This window comes from Bacillus velezensis (assembly GCF_001461825.1).
GTDB classification, from domain to species: domain Bacteria; phylum Bacillota; class Bacilli; order Bacillales; family Bacillaceae; genus Bacillus; species Bacillus velezensis.
The window spans coordinates 692,788-707,667 of sequence record NZ_LLZC01000019.1 but is presented as its reverse complement, the minus strand read 5'-3'; the positions used below and the strand labels follow the sequence as shown (position 1 = coordinate 707,667).

Genomic DNA, 14,880 nt, shown 5'->3' with positions numbered 1-14,880 from the left:
TTTTTTCTATCAAAAAGTGAGGTGAATGCGGTATGCGCATTTTACATACAGCTGACTGGCACCTCGGCAAAACGCTGGAAGGCAGAAGCCGGCTGAGCGAGCAGGCCGAGGTATTGGAAGAGCTGAATACCATTGTCAAGGAAGAAAATATTGATGCGGTCATTATGGCGGGGGATGTATTTGATACGGTCAACCCGCCTGCGCTCGCTGAACAATTGTATTACGAAAGTCTTTCCGCGCTTTCTGACGGCGGAAAACGACCGGTCGTCGTCATTGCCGGAAACCATGACAATCCCGACAGGCTGGCGGCGGCTTCTCCGTTAACAAATGAGCGCGGCATTCATTTAATCGGCTATCCGCGGACAGAACCCGTGCATATTGAGGTGCCGTCGGCGGACGAGCTGTTAGCCGTAGCCGCGCTGGCATATCCGTCAGAGGCGAGATTAAACGAAGTGCTTTCTGATACGTTTGAGGAAAAGCTTCTTCGCGATCATTACGATGTCAAAATCAGAGAGGCGTTTGCTCACATGTGCGGACTGTGCCGGGACGATGCCGTGAAAATCGCGGCGAGCCACATTTATGTCGCGGGGGGAAATCAGACCGATTCAGAGCGTCCGATTGAAGTCGGGGGCGCTTACACAGTTGCCGCTGACAGCCTGCCGGCTGGTGCGGCTTACGTGGCTCTCGGCCATCTCCACCGTCCGCAAACGATCAAGCGCGCCAAGACGGCTGCCCGTTATTCAGGCTCTCCGCTGGCATACAGCTTTTCAGAAGCCGGTTATGCCAAATCGGTGACGGTGGTAGAAGCGAAGCCCGGCGGAGAAGCGAAGTGGGAAGAGATTTTTCTGTCTTCCGGTAAACCGCTCGTCAAATGGAAAGCGCAGGGGCTGAGCGAGGTTCACGGCTGGCTTGATGAAGGGCGTGACCGGAATGCCTGGATCGACCTTGATATCCATTTGACGGATCAGCTTTCTCTCGAGGAAATTCATCGGCTGAGAAAGGCGCATCCCGGCTTTATCCATATCAGGCCGGTTTTTGAAGAAAAAGAGACCGGCAATGACCGGATTGAAGTGAAACACACATCAATTGAGGATCGATTTAAGAAGTTTTATGAAAAACAAACGGGCGGCGGCGTGCCGGATGAGGAGATGGTCAAGCTGTTTTTAGAGCTTGCGTCAGCAGATGATGAGGAGGATGCGACATGAAGCCGATTCTGTTAACGATAAAAGGGCTCCACAGCTTCAGGGAGGAACAGACCATTGATTTTGCCGGACTGTCAGGAGCCGGGGTGTTCGGGATTTTCGGGCCGACCGGAAGCGGAAAATCGTCGATCCTTGATGCCATGACACTCGCTTTATACGGAAAAGTGGAGCGCGCCGCAAATAATACGCACGGCATCCTGAATCATGCCGAAGATCAGCTCGCCGTCTCATTTACATTCGCGCTTCAATCCGGCCACCGGGTTTCCTACAAGGTCGAGCGCGTTTTTAAGAGAACGGATGAAACGAAAGTAAAAACCGCCCTCTGCCGCCTGATTGAAATCAAAGACGAACAAACGGTGCTGGCCGATAAAGCGAATGAAGTGAACAAAAAGGTAGAGGAGCTTCTTGGCCTGACCATTGACGACTTTACAAGAGCCGTCGTGCTGCCGCAAGGAAAGTTTGCCGAGTTTCTGTCGCTTAAAGGCGCGGAAAGAAGACATATGCTCCAGCGCCTGTTTAATCTGGAACAGTACGGGGACAGGCTTGTCAAAAAATTGCGGAGGCGGGCGCAGGAAGCGGCAGCGAAAAAAAATGAAATGCTGGCCGAACAATCCGGCCTCGGAGACGCAGGAGAAGATGCGCTGAAGCAGGCTGAACAGCAGTTTCACGAAGCGAACGAACGGCTTGAAGAAGCGGAGAAGAAACGGGTCCGGGCAAAAGAGCGTTTTGAAAGTCACCAGGAAATTTGGAACCTGCAGACAGAAAGAGATGAATATGAGCGCCGGGAGAAAAAGCTTGAGGAAAGACGCCCGTACATCACGGATTTGACTGAGCGTCTTAAAGAGGCGGAAACCGCTCTCGCCCTTGAGCCGTACGCAGACCGTTACACAGAAGCCGTCCGCCGGAAGCAGCGCGCCGAACAGGAGCACGAACTGGCCAAACGGAAATCAGAGGCGGAAACCGCTTCATTTACCCGGCAAAATGAAGCCTATGAAGCATGGCGGGCCCATAAGGCCGAACAGGAGCCGAAGCTTGTCAAAGAAGAAGAGCTGTATCAAAGACTTTCAGCCATAGAACAAAAACTGCTTGAAGCGAAAAAAGAAGCGGAAAAAACAAATGCGGAACACAGCAAAAAAGAGGAAGAATACGAAGCCGCCTCGAAACAGCTGGCCGGAGTGAAAGACCGCCTGACCCGCGGCCAAAACAGGCAGAATGAGCTGAAAAAAGAGCTGAAAGCAGTTCAAGTGACCGCCGATGAACGGAAAAAATGCCAGACCGCAGCACAGCTGGCGGCGGGCTTTCAGCAGACACAGGAACAAATCACGAAAGAACGGGCCAATCTGACAACGCAGCTGAAAAACGTGGAGAAGCTGAACGGAGAAAGCGAGTCGCTCACAGCGAAAGCGAAAACGGAAGAGGAAGACATTACGCACGCTTATCAAACGCTTCAAACCGTTTACCATATGGTCTGTGAAACGGAACGTTCACTGAAAGCCGCAGCCGAACGGGCTGACAAAACGCAAGCCGATCTCCGCAGGCGCTCAGAGGAAGCGAGAACGGCTGCATTAACAAAAGAATTATCGGAAAAACTAATCGAAGGAAAGCCTTGTCCTGTATGCGGCTCCACGCAGCATGACCGCCCGCGTTCCGCTCATGAAACATTCTCGCCTGATACGGCTGTACAGGAACAGTTGCAGCAGGTTGAAGCGCTGCTTTCTGAGGCGGCGGCTCTTTCTCAGGAAGTGCTGACAGCCAAGGTTGCATTAGAAGAGCAGTCGGGGCGTTTTACCGAAGAATGCCCGTTTCTGCAAAGCGCCCGGGTTCCGGAGCTGGAAGCCGCTTCCTCCATCAGCGGACGCCCGCTTGATGAAGCGTTCAGCGCCGTCCGCTTGGAATGGAAACAAATGAAACAGGATATGCTGTCGGTAAAAGAGAAGGTCACAAGACTGATCAGCGCGCATCAGCAGACGGTGAAACAAGCTGAGCAGCTGGCCGAACGAATCCGCTACGAGGAAAAAGAAGCCGACCGTCTCAGACATTCATTAGAAGAGCTTGAATCGCTGTCAGAAAGCCGATTGAATCAGTACAACGAAGTCTGCGGTGATATTCCGCCAAACCGGATTGACGCCTGGCAGGCTTCGATAGATGAGAAGGACAGGCAGGCAGAAGAATGTGAGAAGCGCATTGAAACAAGCATCGCATTCCTCAAGGAACATGAAGAGGAGAAAGAACGCCTGCAGGAGATGAAGCATCGGCTTGAACGGGAACGGCTCGAGCTTCACTATGCGTCTGAGCGCCTGCATCAGGTGATTGACGGATATGAACAAGAGCTCGGAACAGCAGCTGAAGAAACATCAATTTCCGCAAAGCTTGAAGCGGTGCGGCAGGAATTACAGCTGTTAAAATCGAAAGAACAGTCCCTATTCGATGCGCTGAAGCGGGCGCAGCAATCACTGAATGACGCAAAAGGCCGGGAATCCGGGAGTCTCATGTCACTCAGGGATGCTGAGACCTCCCTTGAGAAAGCGCAAAACGACTGGCGCGTGAGGTCAAAAGACACCGGGTTTACCGAGCCGGACCAAGTCAAAAAAAGTCTGCTTCCGCAAGGGCGTGCAGAGGAAATGAAAAAAGAAATAGATGAGTTCCTGGACACCTCAAAACAGCTATCGGCAAATATCAGCCGTGTTACTGATAAATTAGCCGACCGCCGGATATCAGAGGAAGAATGGACAGCATCCGTTTCTCTGCTGAAGCAGGCAGAGGCTGAGTCAGGCGCCGCCATGGAGGAAAAAGGAGCACAGGCAAAAGCCTACGCGGTTATGCAAAAACAGCATAAGCGCTTTAAAGAGATTGAAGCCGAACTGAAAAGCTGGCAGACACAGATTGACAGGCTTGATAAGCTCCAGTCTGTATGTAAAGGCAATACATTCGTCGAATTTTTAGCGGAAGAACAGCTGGAAAGCGTGGCTCGGGACGCCTCTGCCCGTCTCGGAGCGCTGACAAGGCAGCGGTATGGCATATTAGTCGATTCAGAAGGCGGTTTCGTCATGCGTGATGACGCGAATGGAGGCGTCAAACGGCCCGTATCAAGCCTTTCCGGCGGGGAGACGTTTCTGACATCGCTGTCGCTTGCGCTTGCCTTGTCCGCCCAGATTCAGCTGCGGGGGCAATACCCGCTGCAATTCTTTTTCTTAGATGAAGGATTCGGGACTCTTGACCAAGGGCTCTTAGACACCGTTGTCACAGCGCTCGAAAAGCTGCAATCGGACAACTTATCCGTCGGAGTGATCAGCCATGTGCAGGAGCTGAGAGCGCGTCTGCCGAAAAAATTAATCGTTCATCCGTCCGAACCGGGCGGGAAAGGCACCCGGGTCACATTGGAGATCATGTAGAAAGGAGAAGGAATTATGGCCGATTCTGCCGAGGGCACATGTGAATTATGCGGCCGCCATCATGTGCGGCTGACGGAGCACCACTTAACGCCTAAGGAAGAAGGCGGGACATTCCTTCCGACCGCAATGCTCTGCATCCCTTGTCATAAACAGGTTCACGCGCTCTATACGAATCCGGAGCTTGCGGCAAGGCTCGCGGGAATAGAAGAGCTGCGGCGTGACCCGAAACTCGCGCGGTTTGTGAAATGGATCAGAAAACAGCCGCCAAAAAAGCTTGTAAAAACAAAAAAAGCAAATGAACGAACATAACGCTGAACCAAAAGCAGCCCTCTTCTGAAAGAGCGGCTGCTTTTTAGGCGTTTCCGACCACATTTTGATCGCTGACATCGGGGTCTATATAGTTTGTCGCATTGACAACGTTGTTTAATAACAGGAAATCTCCGGTATTGCCTGCTCCCGAACCGAGCGCAGATTTAGAAGAGCTTTTTGGAGAAAGGTAAAAGGAATCACCAAAGTTTACGACTCCGCCCGATATGGAATTGATAGCTATAGGTCCGGTAATTGCTGGCATAAACGACACCCTTTATAGAAGTCTCACCGTCATTATATGTCAGGGCTGCTGTGATTGTGAGCTTGATGTGAAGATCTGCCTAATATGTTTCAGCCGCGAATCTCCCAGAACGATCGACGTCGATCCGATTTGAACCACGGACGCTGACGATACCCCTTGAACTTTCACATTCCTTACCCGAATTGAAGGGTTTTCATGGCAGAATGCGCTTTGGACTCCCGTTTCCGGTAACGGCATGACGGCCGGCTGCCGAAAGATCTGGTATTCTTTTTTGTTAAATGAGCCTTCATCATCTCTGTATACAGCAAGACTACGCTGATCGGCCAATACTTTGACCCGCATATTGATTTCATTCGTATCGCCTGCTTGAAAGACACTCGCAATCCCGACTGAATTGATTTTGGCGTTCCGGAGGCGTGAAATGCGCTTTAACATTATTCCGGCGCCAGCGGCACATAAGGCCCGATAATAAGAGATTCCGGAGGCGTGTCAAAGATGGAAGACAGATAGACGGAATCGGTGTCGCCGATTAATAATAAGGAAGAACTGGATACACCAGTAGACCGGATGTCGCCGACTTCAATATTCCGGTTAATCACTGTAAAAATCATGACGGATCATCACCTTTCATTTCACCAGGTATGTGCTTAATAAAGTGCTCGACGGCCCTGACAATATCACGCTTCACATGTTCGGCAATCTGCTCGGCATATTGCGCGGGCGCCGTATTTTCTTCTTTCGGGACATGGGACAGATAATACTGAATCCGGCTGTCCATCTGCTTTCTGATATCTTCAATAATATGATATTTGTTCGCTTCGTCCAGCCTGCTCTCATACTGAGTTTCGAGCTTCTCTAAAAGCGCGGGGATTTCTTCATTCAGGTACATATCGACGTTTTGACGGATTTGCTGCATTTGCTGGCCCGCCTGTTCCTGCTGCATCATTCCGACCTGCGGAGATGTCTGGCCGACTTCGAAGTTTTGCACGGCATTCGGATCAGTCGGATTCAATCCGATATTCAGCGTTCCTTCCAGCCGTTCAATTTTCAGCTGATCAAATTTATACTCGAGCCGATCGATTCTTGTAGAAGGCTGCTGCTTCAGCGTTGAAATTTCATTTTGGAATTCTTTCAGCTGCCGTTCGAGCTCCTGAATCTGCTGCGCCTGCTGCTGGACGAAAGAATTTAAATTCTGCAGGTAGGATGAAACGGATTGATCATACATGACATTCACCTCGCGTCTCGTTTCCTTCATTAAAACTACCGGCTTGGCGGCTGGAGCGGTACAAATGATGAGGTGCCGGGACCTCCCCCTGTTGTTACAGTCTGCTGCCCCGCGGTAACAGGCGGCGCCGGCTCAACATAACTCCCTGTATTGTACAGATTGGAAAGAGATTTAATTGAACCGGCGCTTCCGATTTGCAGTATGGAGGAATTACTGACAGATTCTACACGCATGTAATTGATATGGATCGACTGATTGACGTAAAAATTCATACGGCGCCTCCTTTATGCGTTTCCTGCCATCGGCTGATCGATTACATCATTATCGTACACATTCGTTGAATTTCTGTAATTCGTCAGTGTGAGATTGTCTCCGGTATTGAAACTGCCCGCTCCGGCAAATGTCTTAACCTCTGCTTTTGGAGAAATGGTGATGCAGTCGCCTATATGAACGACTCCGCTCGTACCGACGGCATTAATTTTAAACGCTCCGACAATTGCGGGCATACGAGCACATCCTTTTCGTGAAGATTTTCATGACTGCACTCCAGGAGCTTATCTGGGCTGCCTGCCTAAAATAGCTTATGACAAATGCACATTTTTGTGAGCGGAAAAAACTTTAGACGTAAAAACACCGGCGCTATACGCATGCCGGGCCTTATACATAAATGATACAGATTTATATACACATCACGTTTATGAGAAAGCCTCTTTTTTTCCTGCGGTGCGTCCGTGCTCAATCTGTACGGACGGGTTCAGCCCGCTGTCTTTCGTTTGTTGGATGAGCCCGCCCCGGCACCCGTTTAAAAGGCTGTCCAGCTCTTGGCTGCACCTGATGGTCTCCGTCGCATTGATTCCGAATTTTTGCGCTGTCTCGAATAAAGTTAATCTTTTTTCTTCAATTTTGTTCATCGTGTGATCTCCAATTCTCGATTATTTTGGAAAACATAGGATGATAATAGTATAACCCATTTTGTCCAAGAAGGTTTTATTTCGTCAATATGACTAAAAAAGTGACAATTTTTGATACTCTTTTACACTTATTTTCAGCCTGTTTAAAAGAGGAATTTCCCGCCCGGAGGAAGAATACATAAAGGAATGCCAGATTTAAAAATGATGGGGGATTAACATGAAATTTGCGACAGGGGAACTGAACAGCCGAAAATTTGTCGGTCTGATCATTGATGATGACAAAATCTTAGATCTGCAAAAGGCTGAAAAAAAATTGTTTGAACTTGAGACGATTCCGGGTTCGCTGATCGAGTGCATTCAAAAAGGAGATAAGTTTGTCGCGCATGCCGGACAGCTTGCGGAATGGGCGAAAAAACCGAATGACGAGTCGGGTTCATTTATGTATGCGCTGTCTGACGTAAAGCTTTGCGCGCCTATTCCGAGACCTTCAAAGAACGTGATCTGCATCGGGAAAAATTATCGTGATCATGCCGTTGAAATGGGGAGTGAGGCTGATATACCGGAGCATCCCATGGTTTTTACGAAAGCCCCCGCTGCCGTTACAGGACACGGAGAAACAGTGAACAGCCACTTGGACGTAACGGAGCAGCTTGATTATGAAGGGGAGCTTGCGGTAATCATATCAAAAAGCGGATCGCACATCTCCAAAGAACATGCGCTTGATCATATATTCGGCTATACCATTGTAAATGATATAACAGCGCGCGATCTGCAGAAAAAACATAAACAGTTTTTTATCGGCAAAAGCCTGGATACGACATGCCCGATGGGCCCGGTCATTGTACATAAGTCGGCCGTCAGTGATCCGCAAAGCCTGAAAGTTGAAACGCGGGTGAACGGAGAACTGCGCCAATCAGGATCAACGGGGGACATGATTTTTCCGATAGCTGAATTAATCGAGACGCTGTCAAAAGGGATGACGCTTGAAGCCGGTGACATTATAGCGACGGGGACGCCGTCCGGTGTCGGAAAAGGGTTTAAGCCGCCGAAATTTTTAAAGCCGGGGGACCGCATTGACATTACAATTGAACCGATCGGCACGCTGTCGAACCAAATCGGATAATTGTGTGTCTTTCGCACGATTGATAATGCTCCGAGCGGCTTGTTGTGGTACCATAAGTGAGGCAGATTGATCTGATAGGGGGAATTGAACATAATGACACATTGGCATATTACTTCATGGGTCGTTGCGCTTATCCTGGTGTTTGTCAGCTACGGGCTGTACGGTGCCGGAAAAGCGAGGGGCGCAAAAATTACGCATATGATTCTGCGCTTATTCTACATTATTATTATTCTGACCGGAGCTGAGCTTTTTGTCCGTTTTGCGAATTGGAACGGAGAATACGCCGGAAAAATGCTGCTCGGCATCATTACCATCGGACTGATGGAAATGCTCGTCATTCGCAAGAAAAAAGGCAAATCAACCGGCGGACTGTGGATCGGTTTTATTATCGTGCTCGTCCTGACAGTGCTGCTCGGCCTTCACTTGCCGATCGGCTTTCACGTATTTTAATCAGTCGCTTGAAAAACCCGGATGCATCCGGGTTTTTTTAGTTGCGCATACATTTTGCGCAACTGTGCCAGCGTCAATCACTCTCGTTACCGCAAAAGCTACGGCTGTAAAGGGTAAAAGCAAACGCCGGGCGTCAATCAGCGCGAAAAACAAAGCTAAATCCATCAGGCGGCACCTATTTAAAAGTGCTGCCTGTTTGTTACGCGGTGCCGTCTTGTTTTGCCGCTGAATACATAATGGAGCGCCGCCCGTCAGATGCCGTCCATTCAAATCTGTCGTGTTTACCCGAGCTGCCGCGGTGATGCTGCAGGGCGCATTGAGCGTCATCCGCCGAGAAGTGATAAAACGAAACGCCTTCACCGGAAAACAGCGCCTGATTGTAGGAAAATACGCAATCATATACAGACAGGCCGAACCCGTGAAGATGGCTGAGAAACAGCAGAAACGTTTCATCGTCCAGCGAATCGAGCAAGGTTAACAGCGGCCGTTTGACCGCCTTTTCATAACGGATTTCTTCCCCGCCGAGCAGGGGGATGGTGTCAGCGCCGATTTCGGCCGCACCGCCGCAAATCCGTGCCGGCTGCCATCTGCCGCCGCGTTTCATCAATACGTCTGCGTTTCCTAGACTGTCTGCAAGCAGGATATCGCCTTCATCGTTTTCGACGAGGCAGATGCCGTCCTCTATCATCAGGGTGCCGCGCCCCCATTTGTTTTTTTCTGAGAAAAGCTGTTTTCGTTTCATAACCGTGCCGGTCTCCTTTGTTTGTTTCTTCTCTTCCGTTCTTTCCAAATCGGGCTTGTCTCATACAACTCTTAGTGGGACAAATCAACTATCTGCGTTTCTTTGCATAAACTGGGTAAAGTGCTGATAGAAACGAATTTGATACCGACAGAAACGGGATTGGAGCTGATATCACATGTGTGGAATTGCGGGTTGGGTCGATTTTCAAAAGCAGCTCGTCCAAGAGAAACATATTATGAACAATATGATAGACACTCTTTCAAAACGAGGGCCTGATGATTCAAACGTCTGGGGAGAGCCCCATGTTTTATTCGGACATAAAAGACTTTCGGTCGTTGACATTGAAGGCGGCCGCCAGCCGATGGCCTGCACGCATCAAGAGGAGACGTACACCATCATTTATAATGGCGAGCTGTATAACACGGAGGAACTGCGGAAGGAGCTTCAGGCGAGGGGCCACCGTTTTGAGAGGACCTCTGATACAGAAGTGCTGCTGCACAGCTATATTGAGTGGCGGGAGGAGTGCGTGAACCGCTTGAACGGTATTTTCGCTTTTGCCATCTGGGATGAAAAGCGCGAGCGGCTGTTCGGGGCAAGAGACCGGCTCGGCGTCAAACCGTTTTTTTATAAAGAACACGGCTCTTCCTTTCTGTTTGGGTCGGAATTGAAAGCCATCCTTGCTCATCCTGATGTGAAAGCCCGCACAGACAGCGGCGGACTTGCGGAAGTATTCGGACTCGGGCCGTCCAGAACTCCGGGCTGCGGGGTGTTTAAAGGAATTCACGAGGTGCGTCCCGCTCATGCGTTCACTTTCTCAAAGGACGGTTTGTCCATATGGCGTTATTGGAATGTAAAGAGCGAAAAGCATACAGACAGCTTCGATGAAACCGCGGCTCACATTCGGTACTTATTTCAGGATGCAGTGACACGCCAGCTCGTATCTGACGTGCCGGTTTGCACGTTTTTATCAGGGGGGCTTGATTCGAGCGCGATAACCGCGATAGCCGCCGCTCATTTTGAGAAACAAGGCAGAGATCCCCTTCATACTTATTCAATTGATTATGAGGAGAACAGCAAATTTTTTAAAGCGAGCGCCTTTCAGCCGAATGATGACGGCCCGTGGATCGATAAAATGACAAATGCATACGGCACACAGCATCATAAGTGCGTGATTACGCAGGATCAGCTGGTTGAACATCTGGAGGAATCCGTTCTCGTCAGAGACCTGCCGGGCATGGCTGATGTGGATTCCTCGCTACTATGGTTCTGCAGGGAAATTAAAAAAGATTTTGTCGTGAGCCTTTCCGGAGAATGTGCGGACGAAATTTTCGGCGGATATCCGTGGTTTCACACCGCAGCAGAAGAAGACGGATTTCCTTGGATGAGGTCGACTGAGGAGAGAATCACGCTCTTGGATGAAAAGTGGCAAAAACGGCTGAATCTTAGAGAATACGTGAATGCGAGATATGAAGAAACCATTGCGGAAACGCCGCTGTTAGACGGTGAGACGGGAACAGATAAAGCGAGACGGCAGCTGTTCTACTTAAATATGCTTTGGTTTATGACAAATCTGCTCGACCGCAAAGACCGCATGAGCATGGGCGCAAGTCTTGAAGTACGGGTGCCGTTCGCCGACCACAGACTTGTGGAATACGTTTGGAATATTCCTTGGGAAATGAAAATGCATGGCAGCCGGGAAAAAGGCATCTTGCGGAAAGCGCTTGAAGGACTGCTTCCTGAAGATATTTTGTACCGCAAAAAAAGCCCTTATCCGAAAACGCATCACCCGAAATACACGCAGGGGGTCACAGAATGGCTGAAAACGATTTTGCAACAGAAAGATTCCGTGCTTCACACCCTGCTTGACAGAAAGAAGCTGGAAATGCTGCTGGAGACAGAAGGTTCATCTTTTCAGGTTCCGTGGTTCGGCCAGCTGATGAAAGGCCCGCAGCTGATCGCCCATCTTGCCCAGATCCATACATGGTTTGAGGCGTACCGTATCGATATAGAAGAATAACAGTGCCGCGACCGGTTTCCGCTGAGGATATCGGTCTTTTTATTGTGAAACATATGGTACACTAAAAAACAGAGGAGTGATACCATGACCGAATACGAAACATGCGCCCAGCTTGCCGAGGCGCACTTTCCTTTATATAAACGGACTTTCTCAACCCTGCCGCCAAAAAACAGGCGGGCCGCATGGGCGGTGCTTGCTTTGTTTCACGAAGCTGACCGGCTTGATGTGCAGGAACTTGGGGGATTTGAACAGGCGGCACAAGACTTTCTGAACGGGGCACGCGCCGACGGCTTTTTGTGGGAAGCGCTCGCCGATGTGCGGCAGCAATTTGCGCTTGAAGAAGAGCCGTTACGTGAGTTTATCGCCGGCCAAATCTCTGACAGAGAAAAAGTAACGTATCAAGAGTTTGATGACCTGCTGATGTACGCGGGCCAAACAGGCGGAGCCCTCGGCCTGCTTCTGCTGCCGGTTTGCGCGCGCCGGAACCAAGAGAAACTCCGCCATGCAGCCGTTTCATTAGGAGCAGCCATTCAGCTGACCCGGGTGCTTCTGGGGGTCCATACGGATGAGCGGGCGAAAAAGCGTCTCCCGCGCCATGTGATGAAGCAATTCGGCTATACGGAAGAAGAGCTGGAGAGCCATACCGTCAACAAAGCTTTTATGAATGTATGGGAGTACATCGCATTCGAGGCCGAGGCGTATTTCGAGGAGGCGTCTGAAGCGCTGGAGCTGTTTCCGTTATACTCAAGGCCCGCCGTTACCAATTTGCTGGCATATTACCGGTCAGAGCTCGGTGACATGAGAAAACAGCTTTCGCAAGCATAAAAAAACGCCCGGCTTCATAACGAAGCTTCGGGCGTTTATGCAATCCCTTTTTGAATCCAAATCCGCGACCGCCATCTTCTGTACATAAGAATGCCTCTGACCCATTCATCCGCGATAAATGAAATCCAGATGCCCATAAGCCCCAATCCGAAATGGATGCCGAACAGATAAGCGAGAGGCAGTCCGATACCCCACATGGAAATCATCGCCATGTAAACGGGGAATTTTGCATCTCCGGCAGCCCGCAGCGAGTTGATGATAATGACATTAAATGAACGGCCGGGCTCAAGAATGATCGTCATGGCGATCAGCATGCTCGCCGTCGCAATAATGTCAGGGCTGCTTGTGAAAATTCCGATCAGCTGCTTTGAAAACAAGGTCATGATCACGGATGTCAAAGCGGCAATGCCAAGCGCCCAGTACAGACTTTTCATGCAGCGGTCATAAGCGTCGTCAAACCGTTTGGCGCCGATATATCTGCCGATCAAAATCTGTGTGCCCTGGCTGATCGCCGTTCCGAACAGCAGGATAAACATGGTGATGTTTTGCGTATAAACCTTTGTTGTAAGCGCCTGAGCGCCCATAATTGCGATAAAATAAGTAACAACCATTTGTGAAATGTTGTAAGACAGCTGTTCGCCGGCAGACGGAATCCCGATTTTCAGGAGTTTCCGCAAGTGCTCTTTATGGACGTGAAAAATCTTTTGCCATGTCAGACCGAGTCCGATGCGTTTTTTGACGATCACAATCATCGCGATCAGCCCGATGATCCGCGCGATGGATGTTGACATCGCAACACCGGCGACGCCTAACACCGGAAGGCCGAGCGGCCCGAAAATGACAAGAAAGTTTCCGGCAATATTTAAAATATTCATCCCGATCGTAACGAACATCGTATCCTTCGTATGACCGTAGCTTTTTAAAATGGCGCTGAATGTCATAATCAAAGCCTGAATGAAGGACAGCCCGCCGACCACCTGCAAAAAGACTTTGGCATCCGGCATCAATTCATTGGAAAGACCCATCACATGAAGCAGCGGAACGGCCGCAAAAAATATGGCGGCGCTGATGGCGAGACTGATGACAAAGTTCGCTCCTATTGATACATAAGCCACTTCCTGCGCCTCTTTTTTCTGTTTAGATCCTAAAAACTGTGAAATCACAATTGTCGTACCCGTAGCGATAAAGCTGAACATCACGATAATTAAATTTAAAATCTGATTGCTGACACCCACGGCCGCCACACTGTTGTCAGAGTATTGGCTAAGCATAAGAGTGTCGGCGTTTCCCATAAACATATATAATGAAACCTCAATAAATATCGGCCAAGTCAGCGCGTATAATGAGAGTTTGTGATCAGAGGATTGTTTGAACGCAGCCCGTTTTAAAATCGCTTGTTTCATTTCTTTTAACCCCTTTCCTGACAAAATCAACGTTTAAAAGTGTACCTCCATTTTCTTATAATAAAAAGGGAGAGAAACGAAACTTCTTGCAAAAATCCGACTTAAAAAGGAGGGCCGAAAATATGTCCTTTCTCGAGTTCACAGTTCCTCCGTTCCCGGTCTTTATCGCTGCGGGAGAAGGAGTGTTCAAAAAAGGCGAAACCCATGTGAGACGGGTCTTCCCGGTGTTTGATCTGCTGTATGTGAAAAAAGGCGTCCTCTACATTACAGAAGACGAAAACGCCTTTTCCGTTGAAGCGGGAGAATATATTCTGCTTTCTCCCGGCCTTGAACATTACGGAACAAAAGGCAGTGAAGAAACGACATCCTATTCGTGGCTTCATTTTGAAGGAGCGGCTTATGAGGTGACGGAAACAACCGGGAACAACTGGTCGGAGCTGAGGCGAAAAAAAGGGAGCTTTGAAGAGCCGTCCCGCTACCGCCTGTCCCTGCCGCAAAAAGGGAAGGTGAGACGCCCGCAGTTTATGGCCGGGCAATTCAGTGTGCTGACCGATGACAGCGCAGAGAACTCCGATCTGCCGCTCAGAAAGCAGATTCTGTTTGAAGAGCTGCTGCTCCATCTTCAGAAAGAAGCGTTCCAAATCCCGTCCGCAAAGGAAAGAGTCGCATGGGAGGCCGCCCGGTACCTGCAGGAGCACTATCAGGAGAAAACAACCATCAAAGCGCTCTCTTCGGCTCTTCATTACAACCAAGACTACGTGACCCGCTGCATGCAGCAGGTGCTCGGCGTCACGCCCGGCCAGTATACGAACAAAGTCAGAATGACGGAGGCGAAACGTCTTTTGTCCGCAACCAATTACAAAATGGGGGCGATCGCGGACGCCATCGGCATGGAGGACCCGACCTATTTTTCCAAACTGTTTAAACAGATTGAAGGCATTTCGCCGCTTGAATACCGCAAATTCGTAAGCCGGAAAACGGACTGACCTAATACCAGAGAACAAAAAGAGGGATCGGTA

The 14,880-nt window shown here is 49.7% G+C and carries 18 protein-coding genes; 8 read left to right on the top strand and 10 right to left on the bottom strand.

Annotated elements, in window-relative coordinates:
- The first annotated feature begins 32 nt into the window (after positions 1–32).
- From sbcD to AR442_RS14090, 3 genes are read left to right on the top strand one after another with little or no spacing between them, the layout of a single operon-like run.
- Entirely contained in the window at positions 33–1,205 is a 1,173-nt protein-coding gene (sbcD, locus tag AR442_RS14100; protein WP_014417369.1) for an exonuclease subunit SbcD, read from the top strand.
- On the top strand, positions 1,202–4,594 hold the full coding sequence (sbcC, locus tag AR442_RS14095; RefSeq protein ID WP_053285065.1) for an exonuclease subunit SbcC: 3,393 nt from the start codon (positions 1,202–1,204) through the stop codon (positions 4,592–4,594). The genes sbcD and sbcC overlap by 4 nt, the downstream gene beginning before the upstream one ends.
- A 15-nt stretch (positions 4,595–4,609) precedes the next feature.
- Entirely contained in the window at positions 4,610–4,903 is a 294-nt protein-coding gene (locus AR442_RS14090; protein WP_014417371.1) for a hypothetical protein, read from the top strand.
- A gap of 43 nt (positions 4,904–4,946) precedes the next feature.
- On the opposite strand, the gene AR442_RS14085 is transcribed toward AR442_RS14090, so the two are convergent.
- The 7 genes from AR442_RS14085 to AR442_RS14055 form a co-directional block, all read right to left on the bottom strand.
- Positions 4,947–5,165 carry a spore germination protein gene (locus tag AR442_RS14085; protein ID WP_003155143.1) on the bottom strand — a complete coding sequence of 73 codons (219 nt, stop codon included), beginning with the start codon at positions 5,163–5,165 and terminating at the stop codon, positions 4,947–4,949.
- A 39-nt stretch (positions 5,166–5,204) separates the two neighbouring features.
- A complete protein-coding gene (locus tag AR442_RS14080) occupies positions 5,205–5,600 on the bottom strand; it encodes a spore germination protein GerPE (protein ID WP_014417372.1) in 396 nt (131 codons plus the stop codon).
- The gene (locus AR442_RS14075; RefSeq protein ID WP_003155141.1) at positions 5,600–5,776 is read right to left on the bottom strand and encodes a hypothetical protein; all 177 of its coding nucleotides are present in this window, start codon (positions 5,774–5,776) and stop codon (positions 5,600–5,602) included. Before AR442_RS14075 ends, AR442_RS14080 begins: the two co-directional genes overlap by 1 nt.
- A complete protein-coding gene (gene gerPC, locus AR442_RS14070) occupies positions 5,773–6,390 on the bottom strand; it encodes a spore germination protein GerPC (protein WP_014417373.1) in 618 nt (205 codons plus the stop codon). The genes AR442_RS14075 and gerPC overlap by 4 nt, the downstream gene beginning before the upstream one ends.
- Positions 6,391–6,425: 35 nt before the next feature.
- Positions 6,426–6,662: a spore germination protein GerPB gene (locus AR442_RS14065; RefSeq protein WP_007409164.1), complete on the bottom strand. Its 237-nt coding sequence runs from the start codon at positions 6,660–6,662 to the stop codon at positions 6,426–6,428.
- A gap of 12 nt (positions 6,663–6,674) precedes the next feature.
- Positions 6,675–6,896 (bottom strand): spore germination protein, encoded by a 222-nt coding sequence (locus AR442_RS14060; protein ID WP_003155135.1) that lies wholly within the window; start codon positions 6,894–6,896, stop codon positions 6,675–6,677.
- 189 nt (positions 6,897–7,085) lie between these two features.
- The gene (locus AR442_RS14055; RefSeq protein WP_014417374.1) at positions 7,086–7,301 is read right to left on the bottom strand and encodes an aspartyl-phosphate phosphatase Spo0E family protein; all 216 of its coding nucleotides are present in this window, start codon (positions 7,299–7,301) and stop codon (positions 7,086–7,088) included.
- A gap of 217 nt (positions 7,302–7,518) precedes the next feature.
- Between AR442_RS14055 and AR442_RS14050 the strand changes: the two genes are divergently transcribed.
- Complete coding sequence (locus AR442_RS14050) at positions 7,519–8,424, top strand: fumarylacetoacetate hydrolase family protein (RefSeq protein WP_014417375.1); 906 nt, start codon at positions 7,519–7,521, stop codon at positions 8,422–8,424.
- Between the two features lie 93 nt (positions 8,425–8,517).
- Positions 8,518–8,874, top strand: coding sequence for a YisL family protein (locus AR442_RS14045; RefSeq protein WP_014417376.1), 357 nt, complete (start codon positions 8,518–8,520; stop codon positions 8,872–8,874).
- Here AR442_RS14045 and AR442_RS20745 read toward each other — a convergent pair whose 3' ends face one another.
- Positions 8,875–9,039, bottom strand: coding sequence for a hypothetical protein (locus AR442_RS20745; RefSeq protein WP_014720979.1), 165 nt, complete (start codon positions 9,037–9,039; stop codon positions 8,875–8,877).
- A gap of 34 nt (positions 9,040–9,073) precedes the next feature.
- Positions 9,074–9,616: a DUF2777 family protein gene (locus AR442_RS14040; protein ID WP_014417377.1), complete on the bottom strand. Its 543-nt coding sequence runs from the start codon at positions 9,614–9,616 to the stop codon at positions 9,074–9,076.
- Positions 9,617–9,791: 175 nt separating this feature from the next.
- On the opposite strand from AR442_RS14040, the gene asnB reads away from it, so the two are divergent.
- On the top strand, positions 9,792–11,633 hold the full coding sequence (gene asnB, locus AR442_RS14035) for an asparagine synthase (glutamine-hydrolyzing) (RefSeq protein ID WP_014417378.1): 1,842 nt from the start codon (positions 9,792–9,794) through the stop codon (positions 11,631–11,633).
- 84 nt (positions 11,634–11,717) lie between these two features.
- Positions 11,718–12,458, top strand: a complete 741-nt coding sequence (locus tag AR442_RS14030) for a squalene/phytoene synthase family protein (RefSeq protein ID WP_053285064.1) — start codon at positions 11,718–11,720, stop codon at positions 12,456–12,458.
- A 35-nt stretch (positions 12,459–12,493) separates the two neighbouring features.
- Here the strand turns inward: AR442_RS14030 and AR442_RS14025 are convergent, their stop codons facing one another.
- Positions 12,494–13,861: an MATE family efflux transporter gene (locus tag AR442_RS14025; RefSeq protein WP_014417380.1), complete on the bottom strand. Its 1,368-nt coding sequence runs from the start codon at positions 13,859–13,861 to the stop codon at positions 12,494–12,496.
- A 122-nt stretch (positions 13,862–13,983) separates the two neighbouring features.
- On the opposite strand from AR442_RS14025, the gene AR442_RS14020 reads away from it, so the two are divergent.
- Complete coding sequence (locus tag AR442_RS14020; RefSeq protein ID WP_029973166.1) at positions 13,984–14,847, top strand: AraC family transcriptional regulator; 864 nt, start codon at positions 13,984–13,986, stop codon at positions 14,845–14,847.
- Positions 14,848–14,880 lie beyond the last annotated feature (33 nt).

What these genes read in the sequence shown, in the direction of transcription:
- AR442_RS14045 (WP_014417376.1), top strand. Translation starts at nt 8,518, where the DNA reads ATGACACATTGGCATATTACTTCATGGGTCGTTGCGCTTATCCTGGTG.
- AR442_RS14080 (WP_014417372.1), bottom strand. Translation starts at nt 5,600, where the DNA reads ATGTTAAAGCGCATTTCACGCCTCCGGAACGCCAAAATCAATTCAGTC.
- AR442_RS14030 (WP_053285064.1), top strand. Translation starts at nt 11,718, where the DNA reads ATGACCGAATACGAAACATGCGCCCAGCTTGCCGAGGCGCACTTTCCT.
- AR442_RS20745 (WP_014720979.1), bottom strand. Translation starts at nt 9,039, where the DNA reads ATGGATTTAGCTTTGTTTTTCGCGCTGATTGACGCCCGGCGTTTGCTT.
- AR442_RS14060 (WP_003155135.1), bottom strand. Translation starts at nt 6,896, where the DNA reads ATGCCCGCAATTGTCGGAGCGTTTAAAATTAATGCCGTCGGTACGAGC.
- AR442_RS14050 (WP_014417375.1), top strand. Translation starts at nt 7,519, where the DNA reads ATGAAATTTGCGACAGGGGAACTGAACAGCCGAAAATTTGTCGGTCTG.
- asnB (WP_014417378.1), top strand. Translation starts at nt 9,792, where the DNA reads ATGTGTGGAATTGCGGGTTGGGTCGATTTTCAAAAGCAGCTCGTCCAA.
- AR442_RS14025 (WP_014417380.1), bottom strand. Translation starts at nt 13,861, where the DNA reads ATGAAACAAGCGATTTTAAAACGGGCTGCGTTCAAACAATCCTCTGAT.
- sbcD (WP_014417369.1), top strand. Translation starts at nt 33, where the DNA reads ATGCGCATTTTACATACAGCTGACTGGCACCTCGGCAAAACGCTGGAA.
- gerPC (WP_014417373.1), bottom strand. Translation starts at nt 6,390, where the DNA reads ATGTATGATCAATCCGTTTCATCCTACCTGCAGAATTTAAATTCTTTC.
- AR442_RS14090 (WP_014417371.1), top strand. Translation starts at nt 4,610, where the DNA reads ATGGCCGATTCTGCCGAGGGCACATGTGAATTATGCGGCCGCCATCAT.
- AR442_RS14055 (WP_014417374.1), bottom strand. Translation starts at nt 7,301, where the DNA reads ATGAACAAAATTGAAGAAAAAAGATTAACTTTATTCGAGACAGCGCAA.
- AR442_RS14020 (WP_029973166.1), top strand. Translation starts at nt 13,984, where the DNA reads ATGTCCTTTCTCGAGTTCACAGTTCCTCCGTTCCCGGTCTTTATCGCT.
- sbcC (WP_053285065.1), top strand. Translation starts at nt 1,202, where the DNA reads ATGAAGCCGATTCTGTTAACGATAAAAGGGCTCCACAGCTTCAGGGAG.
- AR442_RS14075 (WP_003155141.1), bottom strand. Translation starts at nt 5,776, where the DNA reads ATGATTTTTACAGTGATTAACCGGAATATTGAAGTCGGCGACATCCGG.
- AR442_RS14085 (WP_003155143.1), bottom strand. Translation starts at nt 5,165, where the DNA reads ATGCCAGCAATTACCGGACCTATAGCTATCAATTCCATATCGGGCGGA.
- AR442_RS14040 (WP_014417377.1), bottom strand. Translation starts at nt 9,616, where the DNA reads ATGAAACGAAAACAGCTTTTCTCAGAAAAAAACAAATGGGGGCGCGGC.
- AR442_RS14065 (WP_007409164.1), bottom strand. Translation starts at nt 6,662, where the DNA reads ATGAATTTTTACGTCAATCAGTCGATCCATATCAATTACATGCGTGTA.